Origin of the sequence: Kitasatospora sp. NPDC087271, assembly GCF_044744605.1 — a bacterium.
Classification (GTDB): domain Bacteria; phylum Actinomycetota; class Actinomycetes; order Streptomycetales; family Streptomycetaceae; genus Kitasatospora.
Genome location: NZ_JBIUYQ010000002.1, coordinates 310642 through 329411, shown reverse-complemented (window position 1 = coordinate 329411; position 18770 = coordinate 310642). Strand labels below are relative to the sequence as shown.

The 18770-nt window shown below is 69.8% G+C and carries 15 protein-coding genes and 1 tRNA gene; 7 read left to right on the top strand and 9 right to left on the bottom strand.

What is annotated here, in order from left to right:
- Positions 1 to 140: 140 nt before the first annotated feature.
- Both ACIO9K_RS04600 and ACIO9K_RS04595 read right to left on the bottom strand, forming a co-directional pair.
- On the bottom strand, positions 141 to 1691 hold the full coding sequence (locus ACIO9K_RS04600; RefSeq protein WP_400327078.1) for an MFS transporter: 1551 nt from the start codon (positions 1689 to 1691) through the stop codon (positions 141 to 143).
- 76 nt (positions 1692 to 1767) lie between these two features.
- Positions 1768 to 2145, bottom strand: coding sequence for a nuclear transport factor 2 family protein (locus ACIO9K_RS04595; RefSeq protein WP_371518052.1), 378 nt, complete (start codon positions 2143 to 2145; stop codon positions 1768 to 1770).
- A gap of 192 nt (positions 2146 to 2337) precedes the next feature.
- On the opposite strand from ACIO9K_RS04595, the gene ACIO9K_RS04590 reads away from it, so the two are divergent.
- Complete coding sequence (locus tag ACIO9K_RS04590) at positions 2338 to 5076, top strand: AAA family ATPase (RefSeq protein WP_400327075.1); 2739 nt, start codon at positions 2338 to 2340, stop codon at positions 5074 to 5076.
- 69 nt (positions 5077 to 5145) lie between these two features.
- Here the strand turns inward: ACIO9K_RS04590 and ACIO9K_RS04585 are convergent, their stop codons facing one another.
- The gene (locus tag ACIO9K_RS04585; protein WP_400327073.1) at positions 5146 to 6117 is read right to left on the bottom strand and encodes a YDG/SRA domain-containing protein; all 972 of its coding nucleotides are present in this window, start codon (positions 6115 to 6117) and stop codon (positions 5146 to 5148) included.
- An 841-nt stretch (positions 6118 to 6958) separates the two neighbouring features.
- On the opposite strand from ACIO9K_RS04585, the gene ACIO9K_RS04580 reads away from it, so the two are divergent.
- The 3 genes from ACIO9K_RS04580 to ACIO9K_RS04570 are packed head-to-tail and all read left to right on the top strand — an operon-like array spanning position 6959 to position 9572.
- Positions 6959 to 7432 (top strand): hypothetical protein, encoded by a 474-nt coding sequence (locus ACIO9K_RS04580; protein ID WP_400327071.1) that lies wholly within the window; start codon positions 6959 to 6961, stop codon positions 7430 to 7432.
- Positions 7429 to 7827, top strand: a complete 399-nt coding sequence (locus tag ACIO9K_RS04575) for a GIY-YIG nuclease family protein (RefSeq protein WP_400327069.1) — start codon at positions 7429 to 7431, stop codon at positions 7825 to 7827. The genes ACIO9K_RS04580 and ACIO9K_RS04575 overlap by 4 nt, the downstream gene beginning before the upstream one ends.
- A complete protein-coding gene (locus tag ACIO9K_RS04570) occupies positions 7824 to 9572 on the top strand; it encodes an ATP-binding protein (protein WP_400327067.1) in 1749 nt (582 codons plus the stop codon). Before ACIO9K_RS04575 ends, ACIO9K_RS04570 begins: the two co-directional genes overlap by 4 nt.
- A 172-nt stretch (positions 9573 to 9744) precedes the next feature.
- Here the strand turns inward: ACIO9K_RS04570 and ACIO9K_RS04565 are convergent, their stop codons facing one another.
- Together ACIO9K_RS04565 and ACIO9K_RS04560 are read right to left on the bottom strand one after the other, a co-directional pair.
- On the bottom strand, positions 9745 to 11175 hold the full coding sequence (locus tag ACIO9K_RS04565; RefSeq protein WP_400327065.1) for a PIN domain-containing protein: 1431 nt from the start codon (positions 11173 to 11175) through the stop codon (positions 9745 to 9747).
- 221 nt (positions 11176 to 11396) lie between these two features.
- Positions 11397 to 11573 (bottom strand): hypothetical protein, encoded by a 177-nt coding sequence (locus tag ACIO9K_RS04560; protein WP_400327063.1) that lies wholly within the window; start codon positions 11571 to 11573, stop codon positions 11397 to 11399.
- Between the two features lie 418 nt (positions 11574 to 11991).
- Between ACIO9K_RS04560 and ACIO9K_RS04555 the strand changes: the two genes are divergently transcribed.
- Positions 11992 to 12210 carry a hypothetical protein gene (locus ACIO9K_RS04555; RefSeq protein WP_400327061.1) on the top strand — a complete coding sequence of 73 codons (219 nt, stop codon included), beginning with the start codon at positions 11992 to 11994 and terminating at the stop codon, positions 12208 to 12210.
- Positions 12211 to 12329: 119 nt separating this feature from the next.
- On the opposite strand, the gene ACIO9K_RS04550 is transcribed toward ACIO9K_RS04555, so the two are convergent.
- Both ACIO9K_RS04550 and ACIO9K_RS04545 read right to left on the bottom strand, forming a co-directional pair.
- Positions 12330 to 12403 (bottom strand) — tRNA-Pro (locus tag ACIO9K_RS04550).
- Positions 12404 to 12503: 100 nt separating this feature from the next.
- The gene (locus tag ACIO9K_RS04545) at positions 12504 to 13448 is read right to left on the bottom strand and encodes a metallophosphoesterase (protein ID WP_400327059.1); all 945 of its coding nucleotides are present in this window, start codon (positions 13446 to 13448) and stop codon (positions 12504 to 12506) included.
- A gap of 161 nt (positions 13449 to 13609) precedes the next feature.
- Here ACIO9K_RS04545 and ACIO9K_RS04540 point away from each other — a divergent pair, with 161 nt between their 5' ends.
- Positions 13610 to 14065 carry a GatB/YqeY domain-containing protein gene (locus ACIO9K_RS04540; protein ID WP_363623040.1) on the top strand — a complete coding sequence of 152 codons (456 nt, stop codon included), beginning with the start codon at positions 13610 to 13612 and terminating at the stop codon, positions 14063 to 14065.
- Positions 14066 to 14200: 135 nt separating this feature from the next.
- Here ACIO9K_RS04540 and ACIO9K_RS04535 read toward each other — a convergent pair whose 3' ends face one another.
- Positions 14201 to 16627 carry a transglycosylase domain-containing protein gene (locus ACIO9K_RS04535; protein ID WP_363623042.1) on the bottom strand — a complete coding sequence of 809 codons (2427 nt, stop codon included), beginning with the start codon at positions 16625 to 16627 and terminating at the stop codon, positions 14201 to 14203.
- A 423-nt stretch (positions 16628 to 17050) separates the two neighbouring features.
- Between ACIO9K_RS04535 and ACIO9K_RS04530 the strand changes: the two genes are divergently transcribed.
- Complete coding sequence (locus ACIO9K_RS04530; RefSeq protein WP_030240986.1) at positions 17051 to 17374, top strand: WhiB family transcriptional regulator; 324 nt, start codon at positions 17051 to 17053, stop codon at positions 17372 to 17374.
- Between the two features lie 233 nt (positions 17375 to 17607).
- On the opposite strand, the gene ACIO9K_RS04525 is transcribed toward ACIO9K_RS04530, so the two are convergent.
- Entirely contained in the window at positions 17608 to 18726 is a 1119-nt protein-coding gene (locus ACIO9K_RS04525; protein WP_363579928.1) for an ArsA family ATPase, read from the bottom strand.
- Positions 18727 to 18770: the final 44 nt, after the last annotated feature.

The following is an 18770-nucleotide window of genomic DNA, read 5'->3' as shown; positions in this document are numbered from 1 at the left end:
GCGGGCGGGGGACGGAACGGGGCGGACGGGTGGCCGCAGCTCACCCGCGCGCCCCACCCGCCCCGTCCCTCCCACCCCCGTTCCCGGGATCCCGTCCGCTCCTGTGAGCCCGTCCGCTCGTGCGCGCCCGCTCGGTCCCGCTAGCCCTTCCGCGGCAGCAGCCGGACCAGGCCCACCAGCACCAGCTCCAGCGCCGCCAGCGCCGTCACGCTGCGGCCGAACGCGGCCGCCGGGTCGCCCCCGCCGTAGTAGAGCAGGCCGATCAGTGCGATGCCCAGCGCCCCGCCGACCTGCTGCACGGTGGCCAGCACCCCGGCGGCCGACCCGACCAGCTGGGGCTCGACCCCGGCCAGCACCACGGAGGTCACCGGGGCGATCACCAGGCCCATCCCCAGGCCGTCCACGAACAGCCCCGGCGTCAGCCACCACACGCTCCCGCCCGGCGCGCCGTACACCGCGAGGGCGAGCAGGCCCAGCCCGACGGCCATCAGCAGCCCGCCGACGGCGATCGTCCGGGCCCCGCCGAGCCGGGCGGCGACGCGGTGGGTGGCGTTGGAGGTGAGCAGGTAGCCGAGGCCGATCGCCGTGAACACCAGTCCGGCGCCGAGCGCGTCCAGGCCGCGGCCCAGCTGGAGGTACAGGGCGAGCACCAGGAAGAAGGACGCCTGGCCGAGCCAGAAGGCGAGCTGGGCGAGCAGACCGGCGCCGAAGGCCCTGGTCCGGAACAGCCGGGTGTCGACCAGCGGGGCGGCGGGGCCGGAGCCGCTGCCGGAGCTGCTGCCGGAGTCGGTGGCGGGGGCGGTGACGGAGCCGGGGGCAGTGGCGCGGGTCCGGGTGCGGTGCTGATGCACCACGAAGCCGGCCAGCAGGGCGACCGCGCCGCCCAGGCAGAGCCAGGTCCACAGCGGCCAGCCCTGCGCGGGGCCCTGGATCAGCGGCAGCACCAGGGCGGTCAGCGCGGTGGTGACCAGCAGCACGCCGACCGGGTCCAGGCCCGGCCGTTGCGGGGCGCGCGACTCCGGCAGGCAGCGGCGGACCAGGGCCAGGGCGGCCAGGCCGATCGGAAGGTTGATCAGGAAGCAGCTGCGCCAGCCGAGGCCGAAGAGGTCCGCCCGGATCAGCAGCCCGCCGATCAACTGGCCGAACACCGCGCCGACGCCCATGGTCAGCCCGTACCGGGCGAAGGCCCGCGCCTGCGCCGCGCCGCTGAACGCCGTCCGCAGGATCGCCAGCACCTGCGGGCCCATCAGCGCCGCCGCCAGGCCCTGCACCACCCGGGCGCCGACCAGCGCGGCGGCGGTGGGGGCGAGGCCGCAGCCCGCGGAGGCGAGGGTGAACAGGGCCAGGCCGAGCCCGAACACTCGGCGCCGGCCGTACCGGTCGCCGAGTCGGCCGGCGGTGATCAGGCCGGCCGCGAGGGCCAGGCTGAATCCGGCGATCACCCACTGGACGGCGGCCGGTCCGGCGCCCAGGTCGGCCTGGACGGACGGGACGGCGACGTTGACGACGAAGAAGTCGAGGGCGGTCATGAAGGTGGCGGTCAGGACGACCGCCAGCAGGCCGCGCGGGGCGTCGGCCGCCGCCTCGGCCCCGGGCGCGGTGGTGCTCGCGGCGGTGCCCGCGGTGCCGGGCGCATCGTCGGGCGCATTGCCGGTCGCGGTCGATGGGCGGGCGGTCAGGGCGGAGCTCATCTCGGCTTCTCCTCAGTGGGGTTGGGGGAGTGGGTCGGGGGCGGTGGGGGTGGCCCCCGACCCGTCCGGCCTGCCGTCAGGCGCCCGGGACGCGGTCCAGGAAGCCGTACACCGAGCCGATCCGCCCGTCCGGCGAGGCCACCAGGACGTCGAAGCCGATCACCACCGGCTCGGCGCCGGCCGGCCCGAGGTTCCAGGTGAACCGGGCGATGTCGTGGTGCGCGTCCACCGGGCCGAGGGTGAACTCCAGCCCGGGGAACTGGGCCTGGGCCGCGCCGATCAGCGCGTCGATCGCGTCCCGGCCGGCGACGGCGGCCAGCGGGTCGGTGTACCGGCCGTCCACGGCCCACACCTCGTCGATCAGCTTGCGGCGGGCGCCCGGGTCGGTCTCGTTCCAGACCGCGAGGTAGCGCTCGGCGAGCTGCTGGAGGGCGGTGGCGGTGATCTCGGTCATGGTCTTCTCCCGTGTCCCGGTGGGTGGTTGAGCGGCTCGTTCCCGCTGCTCACCAAGGTAGGGACGGGCCGGCGCGGGCGAATCAGTCACGTATCGGCATGGGGGTACGTAGCGTCCGGCGGGGGGTACGTAGGTGTGCTCGGCGGGCCCGCCCGCACCTGCGGCCGGGAGGGCCTCGGTAGGGTCGGGGGCATGCTGTACGGGAGGGAACACGAACAGTCCGTCGTGGCGGGACTGTTGGACGCGGCACGCGAAGGCCGCAGCGGGGTGCTGCTGCTCCGGGGCGAGCCCGGGATCGGCAAGACCGCGCTGCTGGACCACGCCGTCGGGCGGGCGGGCGAGGCGTTCCGGGTGATCCGGGCGGCGGGCGTCGAGTACGAGGCGGAACTGCCCTTCGCCGGGCTGAGCCTGCTGCTCGCACCCGGCCTCGACCGGCTGCACGCCCTGCCCGGGCCGCAACGGCGCGCCCTGGAAGCGGCGTTCGGACTCTCCGAGGAAAGCGCCCCGGTCGACCGGCTGCTGGTCGGGCTCGCCACCCTCGGACTGCTCGCCGAACTCGCCACCGAAAAGCCCCTGTTGTGCGTCCTCGACGACGCGCAGTGGCTGGACGACGCCTCCCTCGACGCCCTGCTGCTGGCCGCCCGCCGGCTCCAGGCCGAAGGAGTCGCCCTGCTGCTCGCCGCCCGCACCGGCGGCGGCGCACCGGAACTCCCGACCACGGGCTTCCCCGAGCTCCGGCTGAACGGCCTGCCCGAGCCCGACGCCGCCCGGCTCCTGGACCACCGGGCCGGCCCCGGCCTGTCCGCCGCCGTCCGCGAGCGGCTGCTCGTCGAGGCGGCCGGCAACCCGCTCGCCCTCACCGAACTCCCCATCGCCACCGGGACGCAGGCGAACACCCACGGCTCGCCGCCGCCCGCGCCCGGCGGCCTGCCGCTCACCAGCCGGCTGCTGATCGCCTTCCACGGCCAGGTCACCGGCCTGCCCCCGGCCACCCAGACCCTCCTGCTGGTCGCCGCCGCCGAGGAGACCGGCGAGCTCGACGTCGTCCTGCCCGCCGCGGACGCCCTCGGCGTCCCCGCCGAACACCTCGGCCCCGCCGAGGAATCCGGCCTGGCGAGCGTCACCCCCGACCGCCGGATCGCCTTCCGCCACCCGCTCCTGCGGGCTGCCATCCTGCAACGCGCCCCGCACCACCAGCGGCTGGCGATTCACCAGGCCATCGCCGGAGCACTGCCGGACGGCGACCGCCGCACCTGGCACCAGGCCCACGCCGCCACCACCCCCGACGCCGCCCTCGCCGACGCGCTGGAACGCACCGCCGTCCGCGCCGAGGCCCGCGGCGCCCACGGCGGCGCCGCCGCCGCGTACGAGCGGGCCGCCCGGCTCACCCCGGACCGCGACGCCGCCACCCGCCGCCTCGTCCTGGCCGCCGAAGCCGCCACCGAAGAAGGGAAGTTGGTGCGGGCCGAGACGCTCGCCGACGAGGCCGGGGCCCGCACCGACAACCCCCTGGCACACGCCCTGCTCGACCAGGTCCGGGCCACCGCGCACTTCTGGCGCGGCTCCTACCCGACCGCCTACCGGCTGCTGCTCGACGCCGCCGGCACCGCCATCGAGGCGCCGCACGCCGCCCGGATGCTGTTCCAGGCCTTCCACACCGCCTGGTACGCGGGCGAGGAACCGGTGATCGCCGTCCTCGACCGGCTGGCCGCGCTACCGCTCGCCGACGACGACCCGCTCGCCCCGCTCGCCCGCCACCTGCCCGCCGCCGTACTCCCCGCCCTCGGCCGGCCCGCACCACAGCCCCCCGCCGCCCGCGACACCGCTGCGGCAGCCCGCAAGGCCGGCGCCGAAACCCCCGTCGACCTCGTCCAACTCTGCGGCGCCACCCTCATCCTCGGCCGCGACGACGAGACCGCCGAACTCGGCGGCGAACTCGTCGCCGAAGCCCGCGCCAAGGGCACCATCGGTGTGATGCCCACCCTCCAGTTCTTCCTCGCCGAGGCCGAACTCTTCCACGGCCGCCACCGCGACGCCGAAGTCACCGCCACCGAAGCCCTCGCCCTCGCCCGTGACACCGGCCAGCACCAGTGGACCAGCCAACTCACCGCGCTCCTCGCCTACCTGGCCGCCCTCGACGGTGACACCGACCGCTGCACCCGGCTCACCGCCGAATCCCTCGCCACCACCGGCCCGCAGACCGCCGCCCCCGCGGCCGGCCGCCCCTGGGCCCACTGGGCACTCGCCCTGCTCGACCTCGGCCACGGCCGCGCCGGCGACGCCGCCGACCGCCTGCGCACCCTCACCACCGGCCCCCACCGGCACCACGTCAGCGCCACCCGGGCCGTCCCCGACCTGGTCGAAGCCGCCGTCCGGTTCGGCACCCCCGAACGCTCCGCCGAACCCTACGAACGCTTCGCCCGCTGGAGCGCCGCCGCCGACCGCCCCTGGACCGAAGCGCTCCGACTCCGCTGCCAGGCCCTGCTCGGCCCCGACGAACTCGCCGAATCCGCCTACCGCGCCGCCCTCGACCTCCACGAAGGCACCCACCGCCCCTTCGAGCAGGCCCGCACCGCCCTCCTCTACGGCGAATGGCTGCGCCGCTCCCGCCGCCGCACCGACGCCCGCCCCCACCTGCGCGCCGCCCTCGAAACCTTCGAACGCCTCGCCGCCCACCCCTGGGCCGCCCGCGCCCGCACCGAACTCACCGCCACCGGCACCCCGGCCCCCACCACCAGCCCCACCGGCACCCCCGACTCCCCCCTCACCCCCCAGGAACTCCAGATCGCCCGCCTGGCCGCCCAAGGCCTCACGAACCGCGAGATCGCCGCCCAACTCTTCCTCAGCCCCCGCACCATCGCCCACCACCTCTACAAGGCCTACCCCAAACTCCACATCACCTCCCGCACCGACCTCCCCACCACCCTCTGACACCCCGCCCACACCAAAGGGCCCTCCCGAACACCTCCGGCAGGGCCCTGCTCTCCACTCGTCGGCTCGCTACTCCTTGGTCCCGGTGCCACCTTCGTCGCCGAGGCCCCCGTCCTGGGCATGCTTCCATCCCTGGGAGTGATGCTCTCGGTGATACGCCAGGTGCGCCTGGTCGATCCGATGGCCGTCAGCCTCGCGCAGCCTCCCAAGGCCGGCACCTGTGGCGCGGTCGGTAATCGTCAGGTCATCCGCGATGGACAGCATGCCGAAGTCGAACAGCGTGTGGTGGTTGGGGCACAGACACAGCACGTTGCCCGCGAGATCAGGCCCGTTGTGCGGCTGCCCCAGGGCCCGAATGTGAGCAGCCTCTGCGTAGGCACTCGTGGGCGTGGCAAGTCGGGTGCCGCATACCTGGCAGGTGAAGTCATGGACGCGCTTCACGAAGTTCGCCACCTTGGTACTGCGGACGATCCGCTGAATCGTCGCTTCCAATCGCGTCGGCGTCTCCCTGCCTACCGGCTCCTGAAGCGTGGGACCCTCGCTCACGGTTTCCTCAGAAGCGATCTTTGCGAGCCGGTAGCGCCAGATCGCGAAGCTGGACTGACCGGTCTCGCGCCAGAAGTCTTCGACACGAAAGAGCCCGTCGTAGCGGTAGCCAGTGGTGGGTGAGTGCTGAGGATCACCTTGTGAGCCGCGTACGACTCGCACCGGGATGCCAGTAGCCATGCTGGTCGCCAGCGCAGCGTTTCCGCGGGTGAGCGTCTGGTCGCCCACCTGCTGGCCTGTGTCGGCATCACGGCCCCCTTGTCCGGTGTAGACGATGACGTTGCCGTGGTCCAGGTCGTCCTCATAGCCGCCAGACACGACGATCGACTCCGCACCGAGCTTCTTGGTGCCACAGATGCCTGCCTGCAGCGGCCGGTGCACGCCTGCCTCGCTCAGAGCCCGCCGATTCACGAAGACGCGTCCGGTCGCTATCCCCGGTACCGACCCGAAGCCGTCAAAGCCGGTGGGGACAGTGAGAAGGGTGTTTATCCGCAAAGCTGTCGGTCCTCTCAGCGCTAAAGAAACGGTTCACCAAGGCGTCGACGGTCTGCTGCTGACCTGGCTGGCCGGAGGACTCGTCGACGCGCAAGACATCCACTGTCGCGCAGCGGGCGTTTACCCGGCTCGTCTCCGACATCGGGTCCTCGATCGACCCGCCAAGCGATCTATATTCGCGCAACGCGTGCAGGCTCGCTACGGTTCCACCGCCTGAAGCCCGGTCAGCCCTGGGCCGAGGGGCCAGCTGTCTGAGGGCTCTCTCCGGAAAGTCTCCGGGGGCCCTGGGGAAAGCAGTCAGGGCCGGCAACCCTTGCGGGTCACCGGCTCTGAGCTGGTGTTACTGGGTCGGGGTGGCGGGATTTGAACCCACGGCCTCTTCGTCCCGAATGAGGGCTAAGGGCTCGTCCAACCTGCCGGGATTGGGGTCAGCGCAGGCCAGGGCGTTGGTTGGGGAGGCCTGGTACAGCCTTAGCGAGCGTTGCAAGCAAGATCTTCTCCCGAGATTCTCCCAGGACCACATCCTTCACGAGGTGAAGTGTCAGCGCCTTCGCACTCTGCACCCGAAGGCGCCCTGGCCTGCTCAGACCGCACGCCTCCGGCCGATGCCGTGCACGACTCCGCAGCGCTGACCGCGCTCGTGATCCGGCGAGTCGCGAAGGCGCGCAACAATTGGCCGCCCAGGCCGCCCTCCCATATTGAGGGCAGCACGGCAGCGAGCGGGTAAATCCCTGGTGGGGGTGAGCCGGCTCCGGGTACCCTCGAACCACAACTTCAGACGCTCCGCTACTTCGACCGCGTCCCACCGCATGGGGGCCGCAGTTAGACCAGGAGATCCCAGATGCCGCTCACCGAGCAGGCGCAGCGCGCCCTTGTGCTGCTGACCCGTCGCGCCGACAACACGGGCGATCTTTTCACTCTCGACCGCGTGGACCGCGCGAAGGACGAGATCATCCGGCTGAACTCCAGCAGCCCGGCTCCGTTCCAGCTACGCAGTGCCATGGCACATGCAAGTGCGGTGCTCCACGAGCGGCGCAAGCTCGTGCCGTCGATGCGGCTGAGCGAGGTGGAGCCGCAGGATGAGCCCGAGACGGAGGAGATGGCCTTCGCCGCGGTCGACACCTACCACTGGCTGCAGACCACGCCCTCTCTCGCCGAACCCCAGCGTGCTCTGCTCCAGAACCTGGCCGCCGGTCTGGAGCCGGACGCTCTCGCGTCGCGGCGCGGTATCCCGCTGCCCCGCATGCGCGAGCAGATCTCCCGGGCACGCAAGCTCGCCCGCACGGCATACGCCTCGGAGGTTGTTGCCGCATGACGCGCCCCCGCTCGTTCCGGCTCGCGCCGTGGGTGGTCCGCGCTCTCATCCCGAACGGCTACATCGGCGCGTATGTGCTTTACCGCCACGGCGCGCCGCACTACATCGGTCGTAGCGACACCTGCGTGCGACGCCGGCTTCTCCAGCACTGCGCTTCGGTTCGCGGTGAGTACTTCACGTACGACGTCCACACCTCCGCAGATCAGGCGTTCACCGCCGAATGCAGTCTTTACCACGTCCTACGCCCCCACCTGACCAACGTCTTGCACCCGGACCGCCCCAACTACTCCCAGGCGAAGTGCCCGTTTTGCCCAGCCACTCTGCTGGCCGTCCGGCAGCAGCGCCTGAGCATTCCCGCCCCGAGAACCACCTCTCTTGCAGAAGGAACCCGGTGACCACCAACCCCCTCTTCCAGCCCTCCGAGCCCAGCAATCCCTCCACCGGGCCGAAGCCCGTCGCCGACATCATCAAGATCGACACGGCGCTGGAGTCCATGCGCGACTCCGGGTTCGACCTGACCGCGGCGATCGGCGAGCCCATCGACAACTCCATCGAGGCCGGGGCCGCCCGTATCCAGGTGTTGACAGCCTTCGGGCCGAAGAAGACCAGCATCGACGAGATCGCCATCGCTGACAACGGCCGCGGCATCAAGTCCGGCATCCTCGCCCATGCCCTGTCCATGGGCTACAGCACCCGATACGGGCAGCGCGGCAGCCTCGGCCGCTTCGGCGTTGGCATGAAGCTGGCCGGATTGTGCCTCGGTCGGCGTATCGACGTCTACACCAAGCAGGCCGGTGACAACACCATCCGCCATGCCTACCTCGACCTGGACGAAATCTCGGCTGGGCAGCAGAGGGACATCCAGGCTCGTGAGGTCGACGGCTGGCCCGCGGCGTACGCGGGCACCATGCGTACGCCGGACGAGGCTCCCCTCGACTCCGGAACCCTGGTGATCTACGGCAAGATCGACCGCCTCGCCTCAGGTGGCCACTACGGCACCAGCCTTGACGAGAAGCTTGCTGACCTGCGTAGCTTCATCGCCCGTGCCTACCGCAAGTTCCTCGACCAGGGCCTGGTGATCCGGCTCAACACCACGACGGTCACGCTCTCGGACCCGCTGTTCCTCCTGAACAACCCGCGCATCCTCAAGAACTACCCCAAGGAGGACGTCCGCGGCACGGTCGTTGACGAGGATGACATCTCGATCGCTGACGGGCACGCTATCCACGTCACCGTCACAATCGCCCCAGAACAGTTCCGTTGGCGTTCAGGCGAGGGTGGTTACAAGGACCGCGGCGGCCGGGACATCCGGGAGTTCCAGATCCCCGACAGTGCCGGCAAGATCAGCATGATCCGCAACGGTCGGGAGATCAACTACGACATCGTCGCGAAGCTACTCCCCTCTGGGGTCGAAAAGGTCGACCGCTATATCGGCATCGAGGTCGCCTTCCCCGCCGAACTGGACGAGTTCTTCCAGGTGCGCAACGTCAAGCGCGGTGCTGTGCCGGTCGACAAGCTCCGCACCGAGCTCAGGAGCTGGTTGGAGCGCCCGATAAGGCAGGCTCGCAAGGAGATCCGCGCTCACTGGGGTGATGTTGAAACGCAGGAGCGTGCCGCCGCTCGCCAGCACGCCGAGGCCGCGGCCGCCGCTGCCCGAGCCGATAGGACCATGCTTCCTGGGCAGGCAGGTCAGGACCTCAGCGAGGAGGAGACTGAGCAGATCATCCAGGACCTGATCGAGGACCTGGGCGTCGCCGACGATCAGGAGCAGGCCGAGCAGGTGCGCGAACAGGTGAGGGAACAGCCCTTCACCCTGGTGGACGGCGCCTGGCCAGGCAAGGAGATGTTCAACATCGATCACCTCAATGCTAAGGCGATCGTCCGCCTAAACCACCGGCACCCGTTCATCCGCGATGTCTACGACCGGCTCAAGGCCGTCGCCGACGGCGGCGCCAATGGAACCACTACGGAAGAGTTGGTCAAGCTCATCCGCAAGACTGAAACGGCCCTCGACGTCTTGATCCTCGCCTACGCCAAGGCCGAGAACATGCACGTCGACCCCAACCAGTTCGACGACCTCCGCAGCTACTGGGGCCAGTACACACAGGCCTTCCTGCGCGAACTGCCCAGCGACGAGTAGCTGCCGGGGCGCCCGGCAGAGGGTAGGTACGCACTCCAGGCTGCGGAGATGCCGCGAGGCCCGGTCAGACCATCTGACCGGGCCTCTGCAGCTCTGGAAGATCACCGAACCGGGAAGCACTTACGGCCCCGATCCGCTACGAAATCGGAGGCCGGTTCATGGAGATCGGCGGTCAGATGAGGAGGCCCAACCTCTCCATCCAGCGCAAGAGCAGCTCGCTCTGAGTGGCGCTCAGCTCTAGTGCAGGGTACTCGGCCAGTAGGTCCCTAAGGCCGTTCGCCGGTACCCCCCCATGCAACAATTCCCGAGCCTCGGATGCCCCTTCGATGCGTTCCATGAACAGGTTAGTCAGCAGTTCCCGGTCGTAGTTCCTGACGTATGTCTCGCCGGCATCGGTTAGATGTACCTCGTCTCCCTTTGTAACGGCGAGGCCAAGGGAGGCCAGGTTCATCAAGCGTCTGCGCGCCTCCGGTTCAAGTGTGACGCTTTGGAACTCCTCCATGAATCTCTGCAGGCAGTCGCTCATCCGAGGATTCGCTGCCACTAGCCTGGCCATGATCATGATGATCTCGAAGTAATCACCGCTTCTGCCGCCTGGAAGCTGAGCGAGCCGATAGCGTATCTTTGAATTGGAGCGGCGAATCGCCTCCGCCGTCGCCTCGGTTGACTCGAACTGCTGCAATGCCGCGACTGAATTGCTGTCCGTCTTCCCGCCCAGGCCGAAGACACGGATCACCTGCTGCATCAGGAGGCTGGGCTCGACCATGAAGAGTCGCTGGCCAGTTACGTTCCGTAGCTCGTCGACCAATTCTGTACGCGGCATGCGAATAGCTCTAGAGGAAGCAGCGCGCCACCAGTCTTCTTTGATGTCACGGGTAACGAAAAGGACGTCCGTTTTCCGGTCCAAGGCCTCGTCGAGCAGCTGCTGCCAGACCAGGTAGTCACCCGCCGCTTCGGTGTCGCCCTTCTTGCCTGACTCGAAGTCCTTATAGCCCGGAGGGATCCTGAGATCGCTCCGACGCTTGGCCTCAGTCACCAGTTCCTGGTGACGCTCCTCATCGTAGGGAGCGCCGACACGCCCTGTGAATAGCTCCTCTAGAAACTTGATCACCGGATCAGTGTTGGTATCGCGGATGCCAGGCACTCGGTCGCGCTCCGCCTGGGCATCGAGCATGTCCTGTAGCACCTTGAAGTTCTCGCTCGACCTCTCCAGCTGTCTGTGCAAGGCGAGGGCTTCTTCGCTGCCGTCCTCAATGTGGACCTGCTTGATCCACTCCTCTATGGTGCGTCGGGCCTTGAGGACCGAGTCTTGCAGGTCCTTCTTCGTGGAGTCAGCTCTGCGGTCGTGGTAGCCGACAAGATCCTCGCTCTGACGATTCCGCCAAAATTCCATGGCGACCTGGTGTGGGATCCAGATGCGGGCATCGATGGCCTTGAGAACCTTGAGCATGTCCTTTCGGACCCGGGCATTCATCCGATATAGGTCGAGTAGGACATTGGTGTCCAGCGCCACCAATCCGCTCGTCAGGACTGCACTGTAGTTGTCATCGTTCGGAGTCCGATGGGCCTCGAACCCGTCGAACAGCCCGAATGCTGTCGCCATGTACCTCTCCCCATCCCGGAGTCTTTGGCATCACCGAGCCACTGACTGTCCCAGATCCCTGACCCTGTCACTGGCAAATCTGCCCCAACCTCCTGCCTCCTCTAATGCCTGCGCACTCGGTCTCGCACGGGACCGGGGCCGCATATATGCATCTGTTCCGTTGGGACGCGGGGCGGACCTGGGAGGGCCAGGCTACCGAGCAGTGGTCTATTTCCGCCCGGTCAGAGAAAGCAGTAGGCGACTGCCGCGTCGTCGCCAGCTTTGTAGCGGGGCCACCGCTGTCCGTTCGGATCTGTGGCCTCAACCTCTTGAACAGCGCTGATCAGGCGGGCAGGCCCGCCAGCGCGGAGCAGGCCGAAGGCTTCGCTCCACGTCGCCATGCCGTACTCGGTCACCATATATGACACACCGTCAGGAGTAGTGGCCGCAGAGCGCACGCCGTTCCGAGGCGTAAAGCCGGTCAGGGCATGCTCGGCAGCTTCTGGCCCGCCGGCCGGCCCCATGCCGTCGCCCCGGACGCCCGGGACCGGGTCGAGAAAGCGATCACCGATCTCGGGTGCATCCGGTGCCGGCCGTCCGGGGGGAACGCGGCGCACTGGCGACGCAGCGGGTTCGCCATCTGGCTGTTCCGGCCGGCCGCCACGGGCCGGTACCCGAAGCGCGCGAGCCAGGATGAGCACCCAGTGCCGCTGCTGGCCGATCCATGGCCGGGATTCCCGCCCGTGGCGGGGTGCCTCCCAGCGCACTGAGGCGTGCCGGCTGTCGATCGCCTGCGGCCTCACGCCGAACGGCCTGCGGCACACGCACAAGACGATGATGGACGAGTTCGGTACGCCGCCGAAGCTCAAGGGCGAGCGGATGGGCCACGAGGACGGGTCCGTCCAGGCCTGTTACTCGCACGCCACCGCCGATATGCGCCGCACCCTGATGGACGACCTCGCCCGGGTGTGGGAGGAATCCCTCGCCCTGCGCCGGGAGATGTCGCCAGGCTCGCCGATGAGGACGCTCGACACCCTGCTGAGGGCCGGTCAGTAGATCCGGCGGGGAGGGCCTCCGGGACGGGGTTTCTCCCAGGAATTCTTCCGAGAGGCCCCGAAAAGCCATTCAGGCCCGGCCTCCCTTGCGGGAGGCCGGGCCTGAATGATGTCACTGGGTCGGGGTGGCGGGATTTGAACCCACGGCCTCTTCGTCCCGAACGAAGCGCGCTACCAAGCTGCGCCACACCCCGGTCCTGCGGTTTGTTGCTCCGTCTCCTTCGCAACGAGTAGAACTCTACCGGACGCTCGCCGAGACACGAAATCCGGTTCTTGGCGGGCGTCCGGTGCAGGTCAGCGGGGGGCCGGGGTGAGGGTGAGGAGGGTGGCCTCGGGGGGGCAGGCGAAGCGGACGGGGGTGTAGCGGTTGGTGCCGCAGCCGGCGGAGACGTGGAGGTAGGAGCGGCGGCCGCCGGCCTGGTGGGTGGAGAGGCCCTTGACCCGTCGGGCGTCGAGGTCGCAGTTGGTGACCAGGGCGCCGTAGAAGGGGATGCAGAGCTGGCCGCCGTGGGTGTGGCCGGCCAGGATCAGCGGGTAGCGGTCGGCGGTGAAGGCGTCGAGGACGCGCAGGTAGGGGGCGTGGACGACGGCGAGGGAGAGGTCGGCATCGGGGGAGGGGCCGCCGGCGACCTCGCTGTAGCGGTCGCGGCGGATGTGCGGGTCGTCGAGGCCGGTGAATTCGAGGTCGAGGCCGCCGATGGTGAGCCGGCCGCGGGTGTTGGTGAGGTCGAGCCAGCCGGCCGCGTCGAAGCCGTCGCGGAGCTTCTCCCACGGGTTGTGGACGGCGCCGGTGACGCCGCGGCGGCCGGTGCCGTCGGCGTTGTTGAGGCCGTGGGCGCCGCTGCGCATCGCCTGGAGGTAGCGGGCCGGGTTCTTGCGGGCCGGGCCGTAGTAGTCGTTGGAGCCGAAGACGTAGACGCCGGGGAAGTCCATGAGGGGTCCGAGCGCGTCCAGGGCGGCGGGGACCCCGAGGGGGTCGGAGAGGTTGTCGCCGGTGTTGACGACGAGGTCGGGGCGCAGGCCGGCGAGGCTCTGCAGCCAGCGCTGCTTCTTGCCCTGCCCGCTCACCATGTGGATGTCGGAGACCTGCAGTACCCGGATGGGCCGGGCGCCGTGGGGCAGGACGGGGACCTCGACCCGGCGGAGCCGGAAGGAACGGACCTCGTACCCGACGGAGTAGGCGAGGCAGGCGGCGCCGGCGGCGGCGAAGCCGAGGGGAACGGAGTACAGCGGTCGCATCGCTCCATGCTCTCAGACGGTGGATCAGCCGGTGAACGTCCGGTGGCCGTGCGCGGATACGGGGCCGCCGGCGGGTCCGCTACGTGCCAGCGGGCCCGTTGCCTGCCGCCGGGCCGGTTAATGGCAAGCGACCGAACGTCGCAGGTGGGAGACTCGGGGCCATGACGACGCTCAAGGCGAAGCTGCACGAGGACCTCACGGCCGCGATCAGGGACCGGGACGAGCTGCGCTCGTCCACCATCCGGCTCACGCTGGCCGCCGTCACCAGCGAGGAGGTGGCGGGTAAGGCGAAGCGCGAGCTGTCCGATGACGAGGTGCTGAAGGTGATCGGCCGCGAGGCGAAGAAGCGCCGGGAGGCGGCGGAGGCGTTCGACACCGCCGGCCGGGTGGAGCAGGCGGCCCGGGAGCGCGAGGAGGGCGAGGTGCTGGCGGGGTACCTGCCCAAGCAGCTCTCCGACGAGGAGCTGACCGCGATCGTGGCGGCCGCCGTCGCCGAGAGCGGGGCGGCCGGTCCGCAGGCGATGGGCGCCGTGATGAAGCTGGTGAAGCCGAAGGTGGACGGCCTGGCGGAGGGCGGCCGGGTGGCCGCCGCGGTGAGGGCGGCGCTGACGGGCTGAGCCCCGCCGCCAGGCCCGAAGGGTGCCAGCCGGCCAGGGCCCGGATGGCACCGTCCGCGGAGCCCGAAGGGGCGCCCTCCGAGAGTGGTCTCGGAGGGCGCCCCTTCGTCGTGTCGTGCCCGGGTCGGGGGCCGGTCAGCCGTTGTTGCCGCCGTGCTTGCCGCCGTTGCCGTTTCCACCGTTGCCGCCGTTGTTCCCGCCGATGACGCCCGGCGGGAAGGTGAACCCACCGCCGATCATCCCGCCGGCGTTGTTGCTGCCGCCGCCAGGGTTGCCCCCGCCCGGGTTGCCGCCGCCGGGGTTCCCGCCCGGGTTGCCACCGGGGTTGCCGCCCGGGTTTCCGCCCTGGGGCGGCGGGTTGCCGCCGGGCTGCTGCTGGGCGGGGTCGGCCGGCGGCGTGGCCCCGCCGGTCTGGTTGGCGTTGGGGTCGGTCTTGGGCGCCGGGTCCGGGATGTTGATGGTCTGGATCTGCTCCGGGGACGAGCCCTTGAGGGCCTGGTTCATCGCGAGCTGCCAGATCGGACCGGGGCCGTCGGCGCCGAACACCTCGTCGAAGTGCTTGCCGCCGATGTTGATGTTCTTCATCTTGACGCCGCCGGCCGGGCCGCCGAGCCAGACGGAGGTGGCCAGCGACGGGGTGTAGCCGCTGAACCAGGCGGCCTTCTTCTCGTCGGTGGTACCGGTCTTGCCGGCGATCTGCCGGCCGTCGTCGAGCTTGAGCGCGGCCGCGGTGCCCTTCTCGGTCACGTTGAGCAGGACGGTGTTGAGGGCGTCCGCGGTCTGCTCGGAGAAGGCCTGGCTGCAGGTGGTCTGCGGGACCTTGACGTCCTTGCCGTCGACCGTGCTGATCTTGTTGATCGCGATCGGGGTGCAGTACTTGCCGCGGGCCGCGAAGGTCGCGTAGACGTTCGACATGGTCAGCGGGCTGAGCTCCAGGGTACCGAGGACCATCGAGGGGACCTCCTGGAAGGCGTCGCCCTTGGCGGACTGGGTGATGCCCAGCTTGTTGGCCATCTGCTTCATCGCGCAGAGGCCGACCTGCTGTTCCATCTGCACGAAGTAGGTGTTGACCGAGAGGGCCATGGCCTGCTTGAGCTCGTACGGGCCGACCTCGCCGGCCGACTCGTTCTTCACCGTGGCCCTGGGCTTGTCGGTGTTCCTCCAGGTGCCCGTGCAGGTGGTCATCTGCGGGTAGTCGATCTTGTTCTCGGAGGGGAACGGCTGGGTGGGCGACAGGCCCGACTCCAGGGCCGCCGCGGCGAGGATCGGCTTGAACGTCGAACCGGTCTGGAAGCCGTTGCCGCCGCCCATCGCGGAGTCGACGTTGAGGTTGACGACGGTCTGGTTCTTGTTCGGGTCCAGGCCGTACGGGCGGGTCTGGGCCATGGCCAGGATCTTGCCGGTGCCGGGCTCCATCATGGTCGCGGCGGCCGAGACCGTGTCCGTCACGTTGACCTTCTTGGTGACGGCGTTCTGGGCGGCGGCCTGCTTGTCCGGGTCCAGCGTGGTGTAGATGTTGAGGCCGCCGGTGTCCCACAGCTTCTTGCGGTCGGCGGCGCTCTTGCCGAACGCCGGGTCCTGCTTGACCACGTGGCGCACGTAGTCGCAGAAGAAGCCCATGCCGGCCTGGGCGGTGATGCAGCCGTTCTGCGGGTCCTTGAACTTCAGGCCCAGCGGGGCGGCCTTGGCCTCCTTGGCCTGGTCCGCGGTGATGTGCTTGTTCTCGAGCATCTTGTCGATCACGACGTTGCGGCGCTTGACCGTGTTGTCGGGGTAGCGCACCGGGTCGTAGGACGACGGGTTCTGCACCATGCCGGCCAGGGTGGCGGCCTCGGCGACGGTCAGGTCCTTGTTGCTCTTGCTGAAGTAGCGCTGGGAGGCGGCTTCGATGCCGTAGGCCTGGTGGCCGTAGAAGGTGATGTTGAGGTAGTTGGTGAGGATCTGGTCCTTCGACAGGTCCTCTTCCAGCTTGATCGCGACCTTGAGCTCCTGGATCTTGCGACCCAGGGTCTTGCGCTGAGCCTCCAGCACCGCGGCCTGGTCGTCGCCGGCCTTCTCGACGTTGACGTTCTTCACGTACTGCTGGGTCAGCGTCGAGGCGCCCTGCGAGGTGGTGCCGCTCTCGGCGTTCTTGCCGATGGCGCGGAGCACGCCCTTGAGGTCGACGGCGCCGTGCTCGTAGAAGCGGGCGTCCTCGATGTCGACCTGGGCGTGCCGCATGAACGGTGACATCTGGTCGGCGGTGAGGACGGTGCGGTCGCGCTCGTACACCTTGGCGATCAGGCCGCCCTTGGCGTCGAAGATCTGCGTCGCCTGGGTGAGCGGCGGGGTCTTGAAGTCGTCGGAGATGTTGGAGAAGCTCTCCGCCGTGTCCTTGGCGGTCAGCCCGATGGCGCCGACGGCGGGCAGGGCGAGGCCTGCCAGCAGGACTCCGGAGAGCACGCTGACGCCCAGGAACTTCACTCCGTGTCCCGCGATGTCGAGCGGCGACTCGCGGCGCTTATCGCGCGGAGCTCCGGTGTTGCCTGGGGGCTGGGATGCCTGGGGGCGCTTCGGTGCCATGAGGAGAACCCTACGTCGCGGAATCCCGCCCATAGGGGCAGGTGTTCCCCTACGCTTGTCACAAGCTTGCGACAGCTTCGGTGCGTCAACACCATTCACTCTTGTGAGTGCAGAGACTTGCCCGAATTGCCCGATATTAGAGGGTTTTTGAGGCAGCTGTGGCCTGCTGTACCCGTGTGAACGGTAGCGCTCCGTGATGACACGCGTGGCGAGAGTTGCCGCGCCGCGATTGACAAGGCTTGCGACCTGCGATCACTCCAACGAGTGAGCTGACCGGTACCCATAGTCCAATCGGGTCATTCGAGATTGAGCCCGGAGGGGCTGTTGCTCGCTGTCGTTCTTCCGTAACGTCCTCAACTGGCAACGGTGAATATGCCGTTGCCGCCGTGGGGGAGCCTCGATACGGGAGAGGACGGCGCCGGGATGGGCTGGGTTGACGACTGGAGTGCGCAGGCCGCCTGCCGCACGAGTGATCCGGACGAGTTGTTCGTCCAGGGGGCGGCGCAGAATCGCGCCAAGGCGGTGTGCAGCGGTTGCCCCGTCCGCACGGAGTGCCTGGCGGACGCACTGGACAACCGGGTCGAGTTCGGGGTCTGGGGCGGGATGACGGAGCGCGAGCGCCGGGCGCTGCTGCGCCGCCGCCCGACGGTCATCTCGTGGCGGAGACTGCTGGAGACGGCCCGCACCGAGTACGAGGAGTCCCTCGCGACCGGCGTGATACTGACGGACTACGCCCAGGCGGGCTGAGCACACCGGCGCGGTGCGGACCCGCGCCGTGGCAGACCGGTGCCGGGGGGCCATCGGGCTGAGGACATCGGTGCCCAGCGCACCCGTGTCCGGCGCACCCGCGCTGAGGACATCCGCGCTGAGGACGTTCGGGCTGAGGACATCCGCACCGACGACGTTCGGGCTGAGGACATCCGTGCCGACGACGTTCGCGCCGGGCGCACCGGTGTTGGGCGCCCGGGCCGGGCCGGTGCCTACGCGGTGCCGCTGAGCCGGTCCCCGATGGCGCGCAGCCCGTCCAGGTCGTGCACGTCGCCCGGCAGCGCGGCGACCTCCACGATCGGCACGTCCGGGTACACGGAGACGAAGCGGTCGCGGGTTCGGCGCTCCCGCCCCATGATCTGCATCCGTTCGGCGTGCAGCCTCAGCAGCCCGGCCGCGAGCAGTTCGGCCTCGGGCGAGGCGTGCTCCGAGCCGTTCTCCTCCAGCGCCTCGGCGGCCGCCAGCGCCCGTTCCGCGGTGAGCTGCGGCGCGCCCGAGCCGTGCACCCGGTTGAGCACCAGACCGGCCAGCGGCATCCGGTCCGCGGCGAGCCGGTCGACGAAGTACGCCGCCTCGCGCAGCGCGTCCCGCTCCGGCGCGGCCACCACCAGGAACGCCGTGCCCGGCGCCTTGAGCAGCTGGTACGTGCGGTCGGCGCGCTCGCGGAAGCCGCCGAACATCGAGTCCATCGCGCTGACGAAGGTCTGCACGTCGGTGAGCAGCTGGGCGCCGAAGATCTTGCCCAGGGTGCCGGTGATCAGGCCCATGCCGGCGTTGAGGAACCTCATCGCACTGCGTCCGCCGACCTTGGCCGGGGCGGTCAGGATCCGGATCACCCGGCCGTCGAGGAAGGAGCCGAGCCGGTTGGGCGCGTCCAGGAAGTCCAGTGCGGAGCGGGACGGCGGGGTGTCGACGACGATCAGGTCCCATTCCTCGGCATCGCGCAGCTGCCCGAGCTTCTCCATCGCCATGTACTCCTGCGTGCCCGCGAAGCCGGCCGACAGGGACTGGTAGAACGGGTTCTCCATGATCGCCTTGGCCCGTTCGGGCTCGGCGTGGGCGAGCACGACCTCGTCGAAGGTCCGCTTCATGTCGAGCATCATGGCCTGCAGCTCGCCGTTGCCGGTGACCCCCTTGACGACCCGGGGGGTGTTGTCCAGCTCGGTGAGGCCCATCGACTGGGCGAGCCGGCGGGCCGGGTCGATGGTCAGAACGACGACCTTGCGGCCGCGTTCGGCGGCCCGCAGGCCGATCGCCGCGGCGGTGGTGGTCTTGCCGACGCCGCCGGAGCCGCAGCAGACGATGATCCTGGTCCTCGGGTCGTCGATCAGCCCGTCGACGGCGAGCCGGCTGCCGGCGGCCCGGACACCGCTGC